Origin of the sequence: Bacillus sp. FSL R5-0560 (genome assembly GCF_037966305.1) — a bacterium.
Lineage (GTDB): Bacteria > Bacillota > Bacilli > Bacillales > Bacillaceae > Bacillus > Bacillus mojavensis.
Genome location: NZ_CP150195.1, coordinates 2,462,517 through 2,480,339 on the forward strand (window position 1 = coordinate 2,462,517; position 17,823 = coordinate 2,480,339).

Consider the following 17,823-nt stretch of genomic DNA (forward strand, 5'->3'; position numbering starts at 1 on the left):
AGCCCCTTTTCAAAAAAATAACATTGATATTATTTCATTTTACTACAAGTGCCTTTTGGGATGAAACATGTCAACTTTAAAATTTGTTTAAATTTTTCCCATGGGTGGTATCTGACGACAAGGAATGCTCTGCCTATTTGAGCGTATCAAAATCAGTGTTTTGGTGATGAACACAGTTATGATTTACAATCAATCGAAACATAGCTATAGGATTCAACTCGAATCTCTCAATGCCTTCTATATCTACCTGGTAATCCCGAAATCCTTGAAAACGTCTGTTTGTTTCCTGTCACAACCAGATCAGGCTGTAAGCGAAAAGAAAAAGCTCCCTCATATCGGGGAGCTTGCTGTCTGCCTATTAGCCTTCTACGCGAACTTCTTTCATCACGTCACCGTTAGACATGTTTTTCGCGAATTCTAAACCGCTTGTTACTTTGCCGAATACAGTGTGAACACCGTTTAAATGAGGCTGCGGCTCATGGACGATGAAAAATTGACTGCCGCCAGTATCTTTTCCTGCGTGTGCCATAGAGAGTGCGCCCGCTTCATGTGTGTGCGGGTTTCCTTCTGTTTCACATTTGATTGTGTATCCGGGACCGCCTGTGCCAGTACCGTGCGGGCATCCGCCTTGGCTGACGAAGCCTGGAATGACTCGGTGGAATGTAAGGCCGTCGTAAAATCCTTCGTTTGCAAGCTTTTCAAAGTTTGCAACTGTACCCGGTGCTGCTTCCGGATAAAGTTCAAATTCAATTTTGTTGCCATCTTCTAATAAAAAGTAACCTGTTTTCAATTGTATGCCCACTTTCTTTATTTTAATTTTCAAAGGAGAGATTTATGTATCATTTATTATGGCTTGTCTCTCCTTGTCGCGGCTATTATACCACACCTTTTTTGGGAAAACGACTCTCCCGGCTTTTCTCCAAAATAAAAATGAAACCTGAACCTCTCTATCTCCGTCTAACCTATCGGAACTGTATTTTTCATCATGATTCAGGTCCTCGCAAAGCAGCTTTAACTGCTGCTTGTGAAATGAAGGAGGTCAACTGCTTTGAAAAAAATATGGATTGGAATGCTGGCAGCGGCCGTTTTGCTGCTGACGATTCCGAAAGTCAGTCTCGCGGATGCCGCAGTCGGAGATGTCATCGTGACACTTGGCGCAAATTTGTCAGAATCAGATAAGCAAAAAGTGCTTGATGAAATGAATGTCCCTGATAATGCCACAACCGTAACCGTGACCAATAAGGAAGAACACGAGTATTTAGGAAAATATATACCGAGCGCGCAAATTGGCTCAAGAGCGATTTCGTCATCGTCTATTACCATTGCCAAAAAAGGCTCTGGATTGAACGTTGAGACACATAATATCAGCGGCATTACGGATGAAATGTACCTCAATGCCTTGATGACAGCCGGCGTTAAGGACGCGAAGGTTTATGTTACCGCTCCGTTTGAAGTGTCCGGTACTGCGGCTTTGACAGGCTTGATTAAAGCATATGAAGTTTCTTCTGACGAAGCGATTTCTGAAGACGTTAAGCAAGTCGCCAACCAAGAGCTTGTGACGACCTCAGAGCTTGGTGACAAGATCGGTGACGAAAATGCGGCTGCGCTGATTGCAAAAATAAAAGAAGAGTTTGCTAAAAACGGTGTGCCTGACAATAAAGCCGATATTGAGAAAAAAGTAGATGATGCGGCTTCCGATTTAAACGTCACACTGACAGACAGCCAAAAGGATCAGCTTGTATCCTTGTTCAATAAAATGAAAAATGTTGATATCGACTGGGGACAGGTCGGTGACCAGCTTGATAAAGCGAAAGATAAGATTAGTAAATTTTTAGACTCGGATGAAGGCAAGAACTTTATCCAGAAAGTCATTGATTTCTTCGTTTCCATCTGGAATGCGATTGTTTCTATATTCAAATAATAAAAAAAGCGCCGAGTTTCCGGCGCTTTTTTTATTGCTTCACACTCGTTTTAAATGGCAGATCCAGTTTCACAACATCCTCGTACGTTTCTCGTTTTACGACTAAATGTGCCTCTCCGTTTTCTACAAATACAACGGCCGGCCTTGGAATTCTATTATAATTATTGGCCATGCTGTAGCCATACGCACCTGTACAAAAAACAGCCAGCAGATCTCCTTCTTTTACTTCCGGCAGGTCAATATCCCAAATGAGCATATCTCCGCTTTCACAGCATTTGCCGGCAATCGATACCGTTTTATCGTGCGCTTCTCCGATACGGTTAGCTGTAACGGCTTCATATTTTGCCTGATAAAGAGCCGGACGGATATTGTCGTTCATTCCTCCGTCAACAGCCACATACTGCCGGACACCAGGCACTTCTTTTTGGGAACCGACTGTATAAAGTGTTGTCCCTGCGTCTCCTACAAGTGAGCGGCCCGGTTCGATCCAAATTTCTGGTATGTCAAATCCATAGCGGGCTGCATTAGTTTTGACAGCTTCGATAATTTTTTCTACATATTCAGTGGCATGAAGCGGTTCATCTTCTTCCGTGTAACGAATGCCAAAACCGCCCCCAAGGTTCAGTACCTTTGAAACAAATGAGTAAGTTTCTCTCCATTCATCAAGTTTTTTGAAGATTTTTTCTGCCGCTAGCACGAAACCGGCTGTATCAAAAATTTGTGAACCGATATGGCAATGAACCCCCAGCAGCTGAATGTGTTCTGACTGTAAAACCTGTTCAATCGCCTGTTCAGTTTGTCCGTTATGAAGGTCAAAACCAAACTTTGAATCTTCCTGTCCCGTTGTAATGTAGTCATGCGTATGTGCCTCTACCCCGGGGGTGATCCGCAGGAGAACATCAATTGAGTAGCCAGTTTCTTTGCACAAATCTTCAAGAAGGGAGATTTCATAGAAATTATCAACCACAATGCAGCCAATACGGTGTTCAAGTGCCATTCTCAGTTCTTCCCTGCTTTTGTTATTTCCGTGAAAGTGGATGCGCTCCGCCGGGAATCCCGCTGCAACAGCTGTGTAAAGTTCTCCTCCAGACACGACATCTAAGGAAAGCCCTTCTTCCTCAGCAAGCTGAATCATCGCAACTGAAGAGAATGCCTTGCTCGCATACGCGACCTGCGCTGTCAGCCCTGCAGTTGTAAATGCCTGCTTAAAGCTTTTAGCACGCTCACGTATTAAAGCCACATCATACACGTAAAGAGGCGTGCCGTATGTTTCAGCTAAATAGAGAGCGTCCACACCTCCAATTTCCAAATGCCCATGTTGATTTTGTCTGCTAGTGCCGTGTAAGAACAATGTCATTCCCTCTTTCTCCGCTTATGGGTGAAAAGGACAGTTTTATGGACTGTCCTTTCATAATTAAGACATACATTATCATACTCTTCAGTCAGTTTCAATGCGATTATGAATTAGTAGGCTGCCTTAAGCGATTTCTTGGGTGAACAATGCTTGGTCTTACATTCGCACCAGGTTTCGCCGTGCGAATCAGCACCTGCCACAGCGCCTTTCCGTTAAACGGAATGAGCGGCCATAAGTATGGAGTTTGAAGGGATTTTATGCTGGCCATGGCAATAATTAGCACAGTAAAACCTATAACGAGCCCTTTTACATGAAAGAGCGCCACTAATATCATAAGTGTAAGACGGGCCATTTTATTTGCCAGGCTTAATTCATAGCTTGGCGTTGTAAAGGTTCCGATAGCGGCAAGAGAGACATACAGTATGACTTCAGGAGAGAACAGCCCCACATCAATGGCAATTTGCCCAATTAGAACCGCGGCAATTAATCCCATTGCGGTAGATAAAGCGGTCGGTGTGTGAATAGCCGCCATTCTGAGAAACTCAATTCCTAAATCAGCTAAGAAAATCTGCAGAATGATCGGGATGTGCATATCTTTATTCAACCCGATAAATTTTAGATTCTCTGGCAGCAGATCCGGTTGAAGAACAAAGAGGAACCAGATGGGAAGAAATAAAGTAGAAGCAAGAATGCCGAAAAATCGCACCCATCTTAAGAAGGTTCCCACAGAAGGAGCCTGTCTGTATTCTTCAGCATGCTGAACATGATGGAATAAGGTTGTCGGCGTTATAATCACACTCGGCGATGTATCTACTATAATCACGACATGGCCTTCAAGTACATGATTGGCCGCCACATCGGGCCTTTCTGTATAACGGACGAGCGGAAACGGGTTGTAGCTTTGTTTGATAATAAACTCTTCGACTGTTTTGTCTGCCATTGTTAATCCGTCTACATCAATGGCGGCAATTTCTTTTTCCACGATATCAACCAGATCCGGATCTGCAATGTCTTCTATATAACAAATGCTCAGATCCGTTTTTGAACGCTCGCCAACCTTTGTCATTTTGACACGAAGGCGTTCGTCCCTGATCCGTCTTCTGAGAAGCGATGTATTGACGACGATGTTTTCAACAAATCCGTCTCTGGCCCCCCTGACGACCTTTTCCGTATCCGGTTCTTCCGGATTTCTTCCGGGATAGCTTCTGACATCGATGATAAAAGCAAATCCTGCATCTTCGACAATGACTGCGACTAACCCGGACAGCACTTGGTCGGTGGTTTCATCCAGCGTTTTTACTTTTTCGACCTGAGCGTTGAGCAGCCTGTTTTCAACGATATCGACCAGCTCTTCAGGGTCCTCTTTTCCTGTCCGGTTGTTAATCGCAACAAGCTCTCTCATTAAGTGAATGATAAAGGCAGTGTCACATAATCCATTCAAATAGTACAACTGAACTTCTCTGTCTAAAATGGTAAGCTTGCGTACACCTACATCATAGCTGATACCCATTCCGACGCGATTTTTAAAATAAGCTTCATTTTTGTCTGGATTCCGATAAACCCGGATTTTCTCTTCCTGTTTGTCCGGCATGATACCCGCTCCTTTCTAAAATAAACTTGACCGCTTTCATGGTGATTGGCGACCCTTTCGAGATATCGTCCTTCCTGCCCATTTTGCCAATATCCCCGATACCGACGATAAGCGGCAGATCAAGTTTATCAAGGCAATAAACCGTATCCCCGTTCATTCTGTGTTCATCAAATTCCCTCTCTCCGATTTTATCCACGCCGTATTCTGTTATCTCTCCATTGCGGTCAATGCTTACGTCAACCCTGGTCCACTCAGCCTGATGGGTTTTAGACGCTACCGCAATTACACCGAGCACTTCAATTGCCGGATGGGTGGCCACATAGGTCAGAGCGGTTTCTCCCGGTCCCTCTCCTTGAAGGCCGGAGTCGTCAAACATGACAAATACAGGGTCATACGGCGCTGATGTAATCAGCCTGACAAGCTCGGCACCGCTGCGGGTGGAGGGATTGCCTTTTGATTGAGAAATACATCTCCCTCCAACTCTTCTTGCGGCGTATTCAATTGTTTTAGCGGCATACACATCTCCGTCTGTTACCAGAATGACCTTGCGTTTTGTCGTCATCTCGGCATTATCCTTTCGGTTTAAAAATAACAGCAACGATAAAGGCGAATAGAATGGCTGCTGAGATACCGGCAGATGTCAGCTCGAATATCCCCATACCGATTCCGATAAATCCGTGTATATGTGCCTGGTGCATGGCACCGTGCAGGAGGCTGTGGCCAAAGCTGACAATCGGAACCGTGGCGCCTCCTCCAGCAAACTCAATAAATTTATCGTAAATGCCAAAACCATCTAAAATCGCCCCGATGACGACAAAGGATGTCATAACATGGGCAGGCGTCAATTTAAATATGTCCAGCAACAGCTGCCCGACAATACAAATAGCGCCTCCGCAAACAAAAGCCAAAAGATAGTCCACTTAAGATGCACCTCCTGCACGTTCAAATACAACCCCGTGTGCGATGGTCGGAATGGTTTGTTTTTGCTGGATCATGGTCGGGCTTAACAGCGCCCCCGTTGCTACTACGAAAACACGGTTTAATTTTCCTTCTTGCAGCTGCTTGAAAATATGTGAGTAGGTTACAACTGCGGAACAAGCGCAGCCGCTTCCTCCTGCAAACACCTGCTGGTCCGGTGTATAAATTAGAAGCCCGCAATCATCATGTTTAGTGCCGACCGGATATCCCTCTTCTTTCAAGATATCTTTCACAATAGGAGATCCGACGCCGGAAAGGTCTCCCGTCAGGATAAGATCGTAGTCGTCTGCTGTGCGGTTCATGTCTTGAAAGTGCTGTTTAATGGTATCAGCAGCAGCAGGAGCCATGGCTGATCCCATATCAAACGGGTCGGTAATTCCTAAGTCAGCCACCTTCCCTATAGTTGCACTTGTAATTTGAATATCACTTGGTGTTTGACTGATGACAACCGCACCGCTCCCAGTTACAGTAGATGTCGCAGTATCCGGTTTTTGCCCGCCGTATTCCGTCGGATAGCGGAACTGTCTTTCGGCCGTGGCATTGTGACTGCTCGTAGCAGCAATCGCCCGATTTGCAAATCCGCCGTCGACTAAGGCAGATGCAACAGCAACTGTTTCCATTGATGTTGAGCATGCGCCAAACATGCAAAGAAACGGGATTTTCAGATGCCTTGCCACATAGTTGGCTGTTACATTTTGATTCAACAGATCGCCTGCAAGCAAAAGATCAATATCATCTTTTTTCAAATTGTTTTTTTGCAGCGCCGTATTAATGGCGTCCTCCATTAGCTGCCTTTCAGCCATTTCCCAGCTTTTTTGATTACAGTGCATGTCGTCATAGGTTTTATCATATAAAGACCCGAGCGGACCGTCTTTTTCCTTAGGCCCTACTGCTGTTCCCGCTGCATTGACAAATAAGGGATGCTCAAACACCCAGGTTTGCTTTCCTGTTAATTTCATTTCTTTCTCCTCCTATGACATCAGTTTCTCAAAAGCAAACCGAATCATTCCGACGATGTAAGCAGCCACAACACCAAATACGATGACGTTTCCCGCCAGTTTAAACATGTTTGTCGCTACTCCCAATACTAAACCTTCGCTTTTATACTCAAGAGCCGCGCTTGCCATACTGTTGGCAAAGCCGGTGACAGGTACAGCTGATCCTGCGCCTGCAAACTGGCCAATTCTGTCATAAATACCTAAGCCGGTAAGCAATGCTGACAATAAAATCAGCGTCGCTGCTGTAGGGTTTCCTGCCGTTTTTTCGTTAAAATTAAAAAAATGGATATAAAAATTCTGCAGACCTTGCCCGATCATGCAGATCAAACCGCCTACAAGAAAGGCTTTTACACAGTTCCATACGTAAGGCGGCTTTGGCTGATATGTTTTTACTTTTGATTTGTAGTTTTCTTTTATGTTTGTCATATTGAAACCTCCTTATGGATGATGAATAAAATACAGCCAATGAAATAAAGATCCCGCGATTTTCCCAATGACAATGGCCATTAATAGAATAATGATTTTACTTCTGAGGCCGATTCGTTTAGCCAAGATCGGCAGGACATTTAACACTTCTGTCAGCGCGGCTGCAAGCATCCCGACAAATACTCCGGCCAACAGCCCGACCGGTACGGCAAGCCATTTTGATAAAAAGAGATGGTGCATATGCAGTGTTTCCCATCCCCCGCAAACCGCACCGAGAATAACAGCCGCTTCATAAGCTTGAACAAATCTCATCGTTTTGGTGAGCTGCATCAGACGCGGAATGATTCCCATCACGGTTAAAAAAGCCACGAAACCAGCCCCGACCGTGATGCCCCCGCCGAGCCCGACAAAAATGATGAACAATACACTAACGATCATGCAGATCCTTTATTGTTTCTTCATTTTCATGCATGGCCACATATTGATCGAGATCAAGCTGATAGTTAAACATTTCAACCTCCAGCGGGCTGGGCTCTTCATTAAGGCGCTTTTTAAAAATGTGGTTAAAAAACACAATCATCCCCAGTCCCAAACCGATGCTGTAAGGGATTTGAAGTAAATATGGATAGTCATTCCGCTCTCCGGTTATGATTTCATATAGCGCAATATGAACATCCCCCATGCTGACATCCTCATGGAAATTCATGATGGCAAGGCACGATCCGATAAACAGCAGCAGCCAGACACCAATAAAAAGAACAGTTGATATGTGCCGTTTCTGATATTGAATTTCAACAATGGTTTCAGCTCCGCCCACAGTTTGAACATCAAGAGTGGGATCCTGCTGATGAATGGCTTTGAGCACTTTTATGATATCCAGAATTACGATATTTTTATCTTTTTCGCTCACCTGATAAAGCGGCATAGCCGAGAGTTTCTTTTTCAGCAGGTGCTGCCCTTCTATTTGCGCGGCATCCCCGACCGTTATGATATCCCCCGGATGTGCCAAAACTCGGTGACGAAGCCTGATAAATAGTCGTCGTTCCATCATTGATCACCATCTTTCGGTGGTTATATATGTAGTATGTGGTTCGATTTTGTTCTCATTCATCCGCTTGAAAAGACCATAAATTACCACACTTTCGCAAAACAAAAAGCCAGCCTGCAGTGACAGACTAGCTTTCCGTATGATCCATTTGAACCTTGATCTGCTTTAATATTTTCTTTTCAAGCCTGGATACCTGCACCTGGGATATCCCCAGCCGCTCAGCAACTTCTGACTGCGTCTGATCTTTATAATACCGAAGATAGACGATTAATTTTTCTCTTTCTTCTAAATCGCTTATGGCCTCTTTCAGCGCAATTTTATCAAACCATTTCTCTTCTGAGTGATCAGCGATTTGGTCAAGAAGGGTAATTGGATCTCCGTCATTTTCATAAACTGTCTCATGAATTGAAGACGGAGCTCTTACTGCCTCTTGGGCAAGCACGACATCTTCAGCTTCAATTTCCAAATGTTCGGCGATTTCCTGTACGGTCGGCACCCTGCCCAGTGTTTTTGAAAGTTCATCTTTCGCTCGGCGGATTTTGTTGCCAAGCTCTTTTAATGATCTTGACACCTTGACAGTTCCGTCATCACGGATAAAACGCTGGATTTCGCCGATAATCATCGGCACTGCATATGTCGAGAACCGCACATCATAGGTTAAATCAAATTTATCAACAGATTTTAACAGCCCGATGCAGCCAATCTGAAAGAGGTCATCAGGCTCATATCCTCTGTTTAAAAACCGCTGTACGACAGACCAAACAAGACGCATGTTTTTTTCTATGAGGAGGTCTCTTGCCTGCTGGTCGCCATCTTGGCTCTGTTTGATTAATTCTTTTACTTCATGGTCCTTCAGCTGAGCGTTCTTACCGTTTTTCTTAACCTCCACATCCATAACAAATCTCCTTAATTACAAAGCGCTTTGCTTTTTGATAAGTGCTTTGTTAAGCGAATCGTTGTCCCCATTTCGGGTGATGAATCGATACTGACATCATCCATGAAGTTTTCCATAATGGTAAAGCCCATTCCAGAACGCTCCAGCTCAGGCTTTGTCGTGAATAAAGGCTGGCGGGCTTCTTCCAGATCTGTAATGCCGAGCCCTTCATCACGGATGGTCATATATACGACATGATCTTCCAGCGTCACCGAGATATATACTTTTCCATCGCCATTTTCTTCATAGCCATGGATGATGGCGTTCGTCACCGCTTCTGACACCACAGTTTTGATCTCGGTGAGTTCATCCATGGTCGGGTCAAGCTGTGCAATAAATGAAGCAACTGTCACACGCGCAAACGATTCATTTTGGCTGAGGGCGGAAAATTCAAGGTGCATTTCATTTTTCATGATGCCACCCCCAGTGTGAGCAGTGCCTGCTGCTCAGATTGTTCAAAGCGAATAATTTTAAACAGGCCAGACATATCAAACAGCCGTTTCACTGCCGGAGAGATGGCGCAAACGACCATTTCCCCGCCAATTTGCTTAATTTGTTTGTATCTGCCTAAAATAACGCCAAGCCCCGAACTGTCCATAAAGGAAAGGTCCTCCAGATTCAGCACAATATGACGAATATCATCCTTTTCCAATGATTCCGTTACTTTTTGTTTCAGCGTTTCAGCCGTATGGTGATCGAGTTCGCCTGTTAATCGAATACAAAGCACTGATTCTTTGACATGCATGTCAATTCCAAGGCTCATGCTCATTCCTCCTTGATATGATCGGATAATGAGTGTTTCGATTTCGGGGGAATGAATTCCTTCACCGTGACAAAACTAGTGATCATTCGGCATAATTACTTAAATTTTGTCCAATCTCCCATCGCCCTTTTTAAAAACGTTAAGTATCCGGCTTTTTCCATATCATCTTTAGCAACGACAGGACTTTCTGCAAGCACTTTTCCGTCCTTTTTCAGCACCAGCGTGCCAAGCTCTTGGCCTTTTTGAACAGGAGCGTTTACATTGTTGTTCATTTTAATTTCTTTTTTCACATGTTTCATATCCTCGCCTTTTTTCGTCAATACGGAAATCGGCTCAGAAGTGGTGAGTTCTATCACTTTTTGTTTCCCTTTTTTGACCTTTGCTTTTGCTACCGTTTCATTTCGCTTATATAAAGGATGTGTCTCATATTGGCTAAAAGCGTAATCAAGCATCTTTGTAACTTGCGCATTTCTTTCCTTAGGCGTGCTTGCCCCGAATACAACGGCAATCGCCCGCATGTTCCCTTTTTTAGCCGAAGCAGTCAGGCAGTATTTCGCTTCTCCTGTATAGCCGGTTTTTACGCCGTCTACACCAGGATAAAATTTGATAAGCCGATTAGTATTCACTAACCAAAACTTTTTATCTGTGTTTTCACGTAAATAATCCTCATACGTACCTGTAAACTTGGTGATTGATTCATATTTCAATAATTCCTTAGCCATAATTGCCATGTCATAAGCCGAGCTGTAATGTCCTTCCTCGGTCAAGCCGGTCGGGTTTTTAAAGGATGTATCTTTTAATTCCAGCTCTTTCGCTTTTTTGTTCATTTTTTTCACAAATTCATCCTCGGAGCCTGAAATAAATTCTGCCATCGCTACAGATGCGTCATTTCCAGATGCGATCGCAATTCCCTTAAGCATTTCTTTAACGGTCATTTCTTCCCCGGGTTCAAGAAAAATCTGTGATCCGCCCATTGAAGCCGCATGTTCGCTCGTACGGACCTTATCACTCATTTTGATTTTTCCTTCGTCTAAGGCTTCCATGATTAAAAGCATCGTCATAATTTTTGTCATACTTGCAGGCGCCAGTCTCTCGCGGCTGTTCTTGTTGTAAAGCACTTTGCCAGTATCACGTTCTATCAGCACCGCAGACTTGGCTTCATGAGCAAGCTCCGATGTATGTTTTCCGTCTTGTTTTGCAAATGCGGACGGTGCAAATGTAAGCAGCATCATACCAATCAACAAAGTGGATAAAAGACGTTTCATCTCAAAAGCCCTCCATTTCATAATCCTTTTTATTTTTTCCAAGCTGAATGGTTTTATACACCACTGTTGGAAAATGTTTCGGGACTTTTTCGACATAAAAAAAAACAGCTGTTTCAATTAGAAATAGCTGTCTTCTTATCTTTTCTGGATTTCATTTTTATTCGTACTTAGCAACTACCGCTTTCACAAGCTGCAAAAATCCGGCTTTCACCTTTTCTGTCACTTCCATGACCTCATCGTGAGATAAAGGCTGATCCAAAATTCCGGCTGCTGCGTTTGAAATGCAGGAAATGCCGAGTACACGGAGACCCGCATGGTTTGCCACAATTACTTCCGGTACGGTAGACATGCCGACTGCATCAGAGCCCATCGTTCTTAAAAAGCGCACTTCTGCCGGTGTTTCGTAGGAAGGACCTGTCACAGCAGTATACACACCTTTTTGAATTGGAATGTTAAGGTCTTTCGCCATTTTTTCAGCCAGGCTGGAAAGATCTTTATCATAGGCTGACGACATATCAGGAAATCTGGCGCCGAAATCTGCTTCGTTTGGCCCGATTAATGGGTTTGTCCCCATAAAGTTGATGTGGTCTGTAATGATCATTAAGTCTCCCGCACGGAACTCAGTGTTTACGCCCCCTGCCGCATTTGTCACGATCAAAGCCTCGACACCAAGCGCTTTCATGACGCGAACAGGAAAAGTGACTTTTTCCATTGAATAGCCTTCATAGAAATGAAAGCGGCCCTGCATGGCGATGACACTAACTCCCTCAAGTGTGCCAAGCACAAGCTGTCCGGCGTGTCCCTCAACCGTTGATACCGGGAATTCCGGGATATCCTCATATTTTAACTTAACAGGATTTTCGATTTCATCAGCCAAAATACCGAGACCTGAGCCTAGAATAAGGCCGATCTTCGGTGATTCAGGCAAGTTTTGCTTAATAAAAGCGGCTGCGCGTTCGATTCTGTCTTTCAAGAAACAGTCCCCCTATTGTAATAAAGATAAAAAGCTTTTACCATATTTCGGTTTTTTTGTTTGAAAATTATCCGCGATGGTTGCACCGATATCAGCAAATGTATCTGCAAGCGGCAGCATTTGCGCTTTCTTATGTTTTTTGCTGTATGCAAGAATCGGCACATACTCGCGTGTATGGTCTGTTCCATGATGAATCGGATCATTGCCGTGGTCGGCTGTAATGATTAACAGATCATCATCTTTCATTTTTTCGAATACTTCCGGAAGACGAGCATCAAATTCTTCAAGTGCGCGTCCGTAGCCTTCCGGATCACGGCGATGGCCGTATAAGGCGTCAAAATCAACAAGGTTTGCAAAGCTCAGACCCGTAAAGTCTTCTCCGAGCGTGTCAACCACTTTGTCCATTCCGTCCATATTGGATACCGTTCTGCGGGAAGACGTAATTCCTTCACCATCATAAATATCAGAGATTTTTCCGATTGAAATGACATCTAAGCCGCTGTCTTTCAATTCATTCATCACAGTGCGGTCAAACGGCTTAAGCGCATAGTCGTGGCGGTTTGGCGTCCGTTTGAAATGTCCCGGCTCGCCGACGAACGGCCGTGCGATTATGCGGCCTACCATATATTTCGGATCAAGCGTCAGTTCTCTCGCCGTTTCACAAATGCTGTACAGTTCTTCAAGCGGAACGACTTCTTCGTGAGCGGCAATTTGCAGTACAGAGTCAGCTGAAGTGTACACAATTAAAGCGCCTGTCTCCATATGCTCTTCACCGAGTTCATCCAAAATAGCTGTGCCAGAAGCCGGCTTGTTTCCGATAATTTTGCGGCCCGATTTTTTTTCCAGCTCCTGAAGCAGTTCATCAGGAAAGCCTTCCGGGAACACTTTAAACGGTTTATCAATGTATAAGCCCATGATCTCCCAATGGCCTGTCATTGTATCTTTGCCGTTTGACGCTTCTTGCATTTTTCCATAGTACGCGAGCGGCTGTTCTGATTTTTCAACGCCCTTGATATCACCAATAAGACCAAGGCCGAGTTTTGCCATATTCGGCATATGTAGTCCGTTCATGTGCTCAGCAATATGCCCGAGCGTATTGGCGCCTACGTCATTAAAGTCGGCGGCATCTGGCGCTTCGCCAATTCCGACTGAATCCATTACGATTAAAAACACACGATTATATTTGTATGCAGGCATCCTAAAAGCCTCCTTTTTTCTATACGTCTATTGTATCTCCTAGAGGTCTGACAACTCAAGTATAAACCGTTTTCATTCCCGTTGACAATGCATTTGAAAATAATGAGAAACTTCATTATTTTCTGTCGGTCCTAAAGAAAAAAGCCGCAGCCCGCTGCGGCTAGGCGCGCGGATGGTACTGCTTGTACACATCCTTCAGCCTTGTTTTCGTCACATGCGTATAGATTTGCGTCGTAGATATATCCGCATGGCCCAGCATTTCCTGCACCGCTCTTAAATCAGCCCCGTTTTCAAGCAAATGCGTTGCAAAGGAATGCCTGAGTGTATGCGGGGTGAGCTCTTTTTTGATTCCGGCTTCGAGCGCGATTTTCTTCAGATTTTTCCAAAACCCTTGGCGGCTGATCTGCTTTCCGTGATGATTTAAAAAGAGAGCGTCAGACACTTTGTTCTTTAGCAATTTCCCGCGGGCTTTCGTTATATATTCTTCAATAGCAGAAGCAGCGGTTTCACCGATCGGCACAATCCGCTCTTTCCTCCCTTTTCCGAAGCAGCGGACAAATCCCATTGACAAATGGACATCCGTCGTTTTCAATTCGATCATTTCACTGACCCGGATACCTGTGGCATAAAGCAGCTCCAGCATCGCTTTATCCCGATAGCCAAAAGGGCTCGTAAGCTTAGGCGTGTCCAACAGCCGTTCAACCTCGTTCAGCGCCAGCACTTTTGGAAGCACCCGTTCCGTTTTTTGTGTTTCGATATGTACGGAAGGGTCTTTGTCCGTCACCTTTTCCCTAAGCAAAAATTGATGAAAAGAGCGAATCGATGCCAAATGCCGCGCTGAAGTCTTTCCGGATTTCCCCGACTCCTTCAAGTGCTTCAAATATTGGATAATATGTATACGGGTCACATCGTTCCAATTGTTGACATGAAGGGTTTCTGTTAAATAAAGAGAATAGCTTTTCAAGTCACGCTCATAGGATACGACCGTATTTTGAGAAAGCCCTCTCTCTACCATGACGTAGTGGATGAAATCCTTTATTTGATCTTTCACTCTAGATCTACTCCCCGTTTTGGTAAAAAAAGATTAACCGGTCAAACCATCCGCCTTTTTCTTCCGCATCCATTTCAACAACTTTTACGGCGGAGCCTTCCGGTTTATCGTACCGATGATAGTTTTCATACTCTTGATTTACCCATATCATAGCATAATAGAAGAGAGCGGTAAAACCTGTGAACAGTATAAAAACCTTCAATGTGTCAAGAGCCGTTTTTAGGAATCTTCCCATGTCCCAATCGATCCTTTCTCTATGGTTCCTGTTATTTAAACCATATGCCAAACCAGAAAGGATTTATACGTCGAAACAGCAAAAAACCCTTTCCCCAAGAGAAAAGGTTCGAGCCCGGCATCGACTATTCCGTATCGTTTCCGTTGCAGCGGTGGCAAATGCCGTGAAACGTCAATCTATGATCTTTAATCTTAAATTTCCAATCACGTTCAATGACTTCTTCTACGTCTTCAAGCAAATCTTCTTCAATTTCATCAACGGCTCCGCACTCCATGCACACCAAGTGGTGATGAAAGTGAGCTGCACCCTCCTTACGAAGATCGTAACGGGACACGCCGTCTCCAAAGTTAATTTTATCAACGACTTTTAATTCAGTTAGTAATTCAAGCGTACGGTATACTGTTGCGAGACCGATCTCAGGAGATTTCTCTTTTACGAGGAGGTATACATCTTCTGCGCTTAAATGGTCTTCTTCGTTTTCAAGCAGCACTCTTACTGTCGCTTCACGCTGAGGCGTAAGTTTGTAGCTGGATGAGTGCAACTGTTTCTTAATTCGATCAATACGGTTTTCCATGTCTTTCCCTCCTACGCCGCATTCCATGACTCATTATAACAAAATAAGCGCGGAGTTCCAACTATAATTATTATAAACTGATAAATAAAATGATTTTCTTTTAATAATGTTTTTAAAAAAGTCGCGATGTCAGCTTTTCCATCAAAACTGGCGACATGTATGCTTCAAAGAGAGACGAGATCAGCGCTAAAAATAAAATGATCAGGAGAACAATGGCATATCGCCCGAACCACTGGATCGGCGCATCATGCAGACTTCGTTTGACGAACAGCTGCCTGATCAGCTTTAAAGAAAAGGCAATCGCACACGTGCCCATAATGAGGTAAGCCGGAATAAGCAGCACATTTTGCGGCAAAACCGAGACAAAGGATAAGAAAAAACCGCTGATTCCCATCTGGTTGACGAGAAACCCAACAGTAAATCCGACGACAATTCCTTTTAGAAAAATCATAATGAAAATGATAGGCATGCCAATCACAGAAATTCCTAAAATCCACATCAGCCCTAAATACTTTACATTATGAAAAATACTTTGCCAAAACATATCGGATGAGCTAGCCTGTTTTCCGTCTGATAGCTGTCCAAAAAATTGGCTTAAATAATAATATAAATCTTCTTTCTGGCTGATCGTCATGCTGTTGACAATGATAGCGCCAAAAATCACACCCATAAAAAACAGGACAGACACAAATATATAAAGTGAGAGATGATCCTTTACATGTCCGAGAAACATGTCCTTATAAGAAATTTTCCGCATATCGTTTCCTCCCGCCCGCTCTATTGATTTGATTTAATAGATTGTATGAAAGAAACGGAAAAACATGCTCTTTTTCAAAAAGAAACGATAGAGATTGCTAGGCGGCTGTTTCGGACATAAAAAAATCCCTATCATCAAATGCATTTTGATCATAAGGATTTTTGTGTTTATGCTTTCTTTTATTCAATATGTCTTGTTTGCTTTTTGTCATTCTTTCATGCGTGCTGAAGGATGGAGAACTGCCTCTTGATAATAAGGCGTCCCGTCCACTGTTTCTAAGCAGATGCTCCCGTTTTCTTTTCGCTCGGCTTTTTGCCATGTTGATCACTCCCTATTTCATTTTGATTCATTATAGCAAATGCAACCTGTTATTAAAATGTATTGAACCAGTAAGTAAAAACAGCACCTGTCATGCCAGGTGCTGTTTCATTTTAATGTTTGACCGCTGTAAGAGCGGCGCGTTCAACGGCGGCTGTCACTTCGTGATGGACCTTTGAATCCAGCGGCTGCGGAACCACATCGCCTGGCTTTGTGCAGGCTGCAATGGCCTCTGCTGCCGCCACAAGCATATCGTGATTGATCTCCTTGCTTTTGGCATTCAGTGCGCCTCTGAATATACCCGGGAAGCCAAGCACATTATTCACAGAACGCCCGTCAGCTGCATACGCTGCGCCGGCCTGCAAAGCAGCCTCAGGCTCTATTTCCGGCTTCGGATTGGATAATGCCAAGATGACCTGGCCAGATCGTACGAATTCAGGTTTAATTAACCCAGGAACTCCTGTTGTGGCAATGACAATATCACATGTTTCCATTAACTCTTCGATACTTGCAGCTGTCTGTCCGCCGTATTGCTCAAGACGACTCATCGCCGACTCTGATTTGTCTGTACCGCATACAGCTTTGACGCCGTAAGCCATAAACATCCGGCAGATGGCTACGCCCGCTGCGCCGAGGCCGATCTGCCCCACTTTTGCTTCTTTCAAGTCAACACCCGCGCTTTTACATGCCGAAATGGCAGCTGCCAGCGTAACGACAGCTGTTCCATGCTGATCATCGTGCATGACAGGGATACTGAGTTCCTCTTTTAGGCGATCTTCAATTTCGAAGCAATGCGGTGACCCGATATCCTCAAGCAGGATGCCGTTAAATCCTGGTGAAATATGTTTTACCGTATTGATGATTTCTTCAGGATCACTTGTATCCAGCAAAATCGGGATACCGCTGATCCCTGCCAGCTGATCAAACAACGCTGCCTTTCCTTCCATAACAGGCATTCCCGCCACAGCGCCGATGTTTCCAAGGCCGAGAATCGCTGTTCCATCGGTTACAATTGCGACCGAGTTGCTGATTGTCGTGTAGATATCAGCCTTTTCAGGTTCTTTCTCGATCAGTCTGCAGACGTCTGCTACCCCAGGAGTATAGACGCGCCCGAGCTCTGCCAGCGAACGGATTGGCATTTTGCTTTTCATTTGGATTTTTCCGCCTTCATGGGCAGACAGGACTTCATCAGATACCGTGTGAAGCCTGATCCCTTCGCCAAGAGCCTGAACAGCCATGATCACTTCCTGAAGCTGTTCTTCGTTTTCCACTTGCACAGTAATATTGCGCATCGTGTAATTGGGTCCGACTTTAACCGTCTCCACATCACCAATGTCTCCGCCCAGAAGGCCGATTGCTGTTGCCACTCTTCCGAGATTTCCGGGAACCGAAGGCGTTTCTATCATCAGTGTCCGAATCATGTGTTTTGCTATCATTCAG

22 protein-coding genes are annotated in these 17,823 nt (G+C 44.4%); 1 reads left to right on the forward strand and 21 read right to left on the reverse strand.

The genetic code is table 11. The features are described from left to right. Positions 1-358 precede the first annotated feature (358 nt). Positions 359-790, reverse strand: a complete 432-nt coding sequence (locus tag NST56_RS13000) for a peptidylprolyl isomerase (protein WP_003223931.1) — start codon at positions 788-790, stop codon at positions 359-361. A gap of 258 nt (positions 791-1,048) precedes the next feature. On the opposite strand from NST56_RS13000, the gene NST56_RS13005 reads away from it, so the two are divergent. After that, a complete protein-coding gene (locus tag NST56_RS13005) occupies positions 1,049-1,921 on the forward strand; it encodes a DUF1002 domain-containing protein (protein ID WP_059336647.1) in 873 nt (290 codons plus the stop codon). Between the two features lie 31 nt (positions 1,922-1,952). Here NST56_RS13005 and lysA read toward each other — a convergent pair whose 3' ends face one another. From lysA to NST56_RS13105, 20 genes are all read right to left on the reverse strand, one after another. Continuing rightward, positions 1,953-3,272: a diaminopimelate decarboxylase gene (gene lysA / locus NST56_RS13010; protein WP_339182215.1), complete on the reverse strand. Its 1,320-nt coding sequence runs from the start codon at positions 3,270-3,272 to the stop codon at positions 1,953-1,955. A gap of 106 nt (positions 3,273-3,378) precedes the next feature. Next, the gene (gene spoVAF / locus NST56_RS13015; protein WP_339177019.1) at positions 3,379-4,866 is read right to left on the reverse strand and encodes a spore germination protein SpoVAF; all 1,488 of its coding nucleotides are present in this window, start codon (positions 4,864-4,866) and stop codon (positions 3,379-3,381) included. Beyond that, positions 4,811-5,428, reverse strand: coding sequence for a stage V sporulation protein AE (locus NST56_RS13020; protein ID WP_216394046.1), 618 nt, complete (start codon positions 5,426-5,428; stop codon positions 4,811-4,813). Before NST56_RS13020 ends, spoVAF begins: the two co-directional genes overlap by 56 nt. A gap of 7 nt (positions 5,429-5,435) precedes the next feature. Then, a complete protein-coding gene (spoVAE, locus tag NST56_RS13025; RefSeq protein ID WP_003230467.1) occupies positions 5,436-5,786 on the reverse strand; it encodes a stage V sporulation protein AE in 351 nt (116 codons plus the stop codon). After that, on the reverse strand, positions 5,787-6,803 hold the full coding sequence (gene spoVAD, locus NST56_RS13030; protein ID WP_168748157.1) for a stage V sporulation protein AD: 1,017 nt from the start codon (positions 6,801-6,803) through the stop codon (positions 5,787-5,789). Positions 6,804-6,815: 12 nt separating this feature from the next. Continuing rightward, entirely contained in the window at positions 6,816-7,268 is a 453-nt protein-coding gene (gene spoVAC, locus NST56_RS13035) for a stage V sporulation protein AC (RefSeq protein WP_010334799.1), read from the reverse strand. A gap of 12 nt (positions 7,269-7,280) precedes the next feature. Further along, positions 7,281-7,706 carry a stage V sporulation protein SpoVAB gene (gene spoVAB / locus NST56_RS13040; protein ID WP_010334800.1) on the reverse strand — a complete coding sequence of 142 codons (426 nt, stop codon included), beginning with the start codon at positions 7,704-7,706 and terminating at the stop codon, positions 7,281-7,283. Next, positions 7,696-8,316, reverse strand: a complete 621-nt coding sequence (gene spoVAA / locus NST56_RS13045; protein WP_106020337.1) for a stage V sporulation protein SpoVAA — start codon at positions 8,314-8,316, stop codon at positions 7,696-7,698. Before spoVAA ends, spoVAB begins: the two co-directional genes overlap by 11 nt. Positions 8,317-8,443: 127 nt before the next feature. Beyond that, a complete protein-coding gene (gene sigF / locus NST56_RS13050) occupies positions 8,444-9,211 on the reverse strand; it encodes an RNA polymerase sporulation sigma factor SigF (RefSeq protein ID WP_010334802.1) in 768 nt (255 codons plus the stop codon). A gap of 11 nt (positions 9,212-9,222) precedes the next feature. Then, positions 9,223-9,663 carry an anti-sigma F factor gene (spoIIAB, locus tag NST56_RS13055; RefSeq protein ID WP_010334803.1) on the reverse strand — a complete coding sequence of 147 codons (441 nt, stop codon included), beginning with the start codon at positions 9,661-9,663 and terminating at the stop codon, positions 9,223-9,225. Further along, the gene (spoIIAA, locus tag NST56_RS13060; protein ID WP_010334804.1) at positions 9,660-10,013 is read right to left on the reverse strand and encodes an anti-sigma F factor antagonist; all 354 of its coding nucleotides are present in this window, start codon (positions 10,011-10,013) and stop codon (positions 9,660-9,662) included. Before spoIIAA ends, spoIIAB begins: the two co-directional genes overlap by 4 nt. A 95-nt stretch (positions 10,014-10,108) precedes the next feature. Continuing rightward, positions 10,109-11,278: a D-alanyl-D-alanine carboxypeptidase family protein gene (locus NST56_RS13065; RefSeq protein WP_339177024.1), complete on the reverse strand. Its 1,170-nt coding sequence runs from the start codon at positions 11,276-11,278 to the stop codon at positions 10,109-10,111. Between the two features lie 157 nt (positions 11,279-11,435). After that, a complete protein-coding gene (locus NST56_RS13070) occupies positions 11,436-12,251 on the reverse strand; it encodes a purine nucleoside phosphorylase I, inosine and guanosine-specific (protein WP_029441353.1) in 816 nt (271 codons plus the stop codon). Positions 12,252-12,263: 12 nt separating this feature from the next. Next, on the reverse strand, positions 12,264-13,448 hold the full coding sequence (gene deoB, locus NST56_RS13075; RefSeq protein ID WP_339177027.1) for a phosphopentomutase: 1,185 nt from the start codon (positions 13,446-13,448) through the stop codon (positions 12,264-12,266). Between the two features lie 160 nt (positions 13,449-13,608). Then, on the reverse strand, positions 13,609-14,499 hold the full coding sequence (xerD, locus tag NST56_RS13080; RefSeq protein WP_010334807.1) for a site-specific tyrosine recombinase XerD: 891 nt from the start codon (positions 14,497-14,499) through the stop codon (positions 13,609-13,611). A gap of 7 nt (positions 14,500-14,506) precedes the next feature. Continuing rightward, a complete protein-coding gene (locus tag NST56_RS13085) occupies positions 14,507-14,734 on the reverse strand; it encodes a YqzK family protein (protein ID WP_268449498.1) in 228 nt (75 codons plus the stop codon). Between the two features lie 124 nt (positions 14,735-14,858). Beyond that, a complete protein-coding gene (fur, locus tag NST56_RS13090; protein WP_010334809.1) occupies positions 14,859-15,308 on the reverse strand; it encodes a ferric iron uptake transcriptional regulator in 450 nt (149 codons plus the stop codon). A gap of 112 nt (positions 15,309-15,420) precedes the next feature. Beyond that, positions 15,421-16,065 (reverse strand): stage II sporulation protein M, encoded by a 645-nt coding sequence (spoIIM, locus tag NST56_RS13095; protein ID WP_010334810.1) that lies wholly within the window; start codon positions 16,063-16,065, stop codon positions 15,421-15,423. Positions 16,066-16,162: 97 nt separating this feature from the next. Beyond that, positions 16,163-16,384 (reverse strand): hypothetical protein, encoded by a 222-nt coding sequence (locus NST56_RS13100; RefSeq protein ID WP_168748162.1) that lies wholly within the window; start codon positions 16,382-16,384, stop codon positions 16,163-16,165. Between the two features lie 112 nt (positions 16,385-16,496). After that, a complete protein-coding gene (locus NST56_RS13105) occupies positions 16,497-17,819 on the reverse strand; it encodes an NAD-dependent malic enzyme (RefSeq protein ID WP_229146989.1) in 1,323 nt (440 codons plus the stop codon). Between the last annotated feature and the right edge of the window lie 4 nt (positions 17,820-17,823).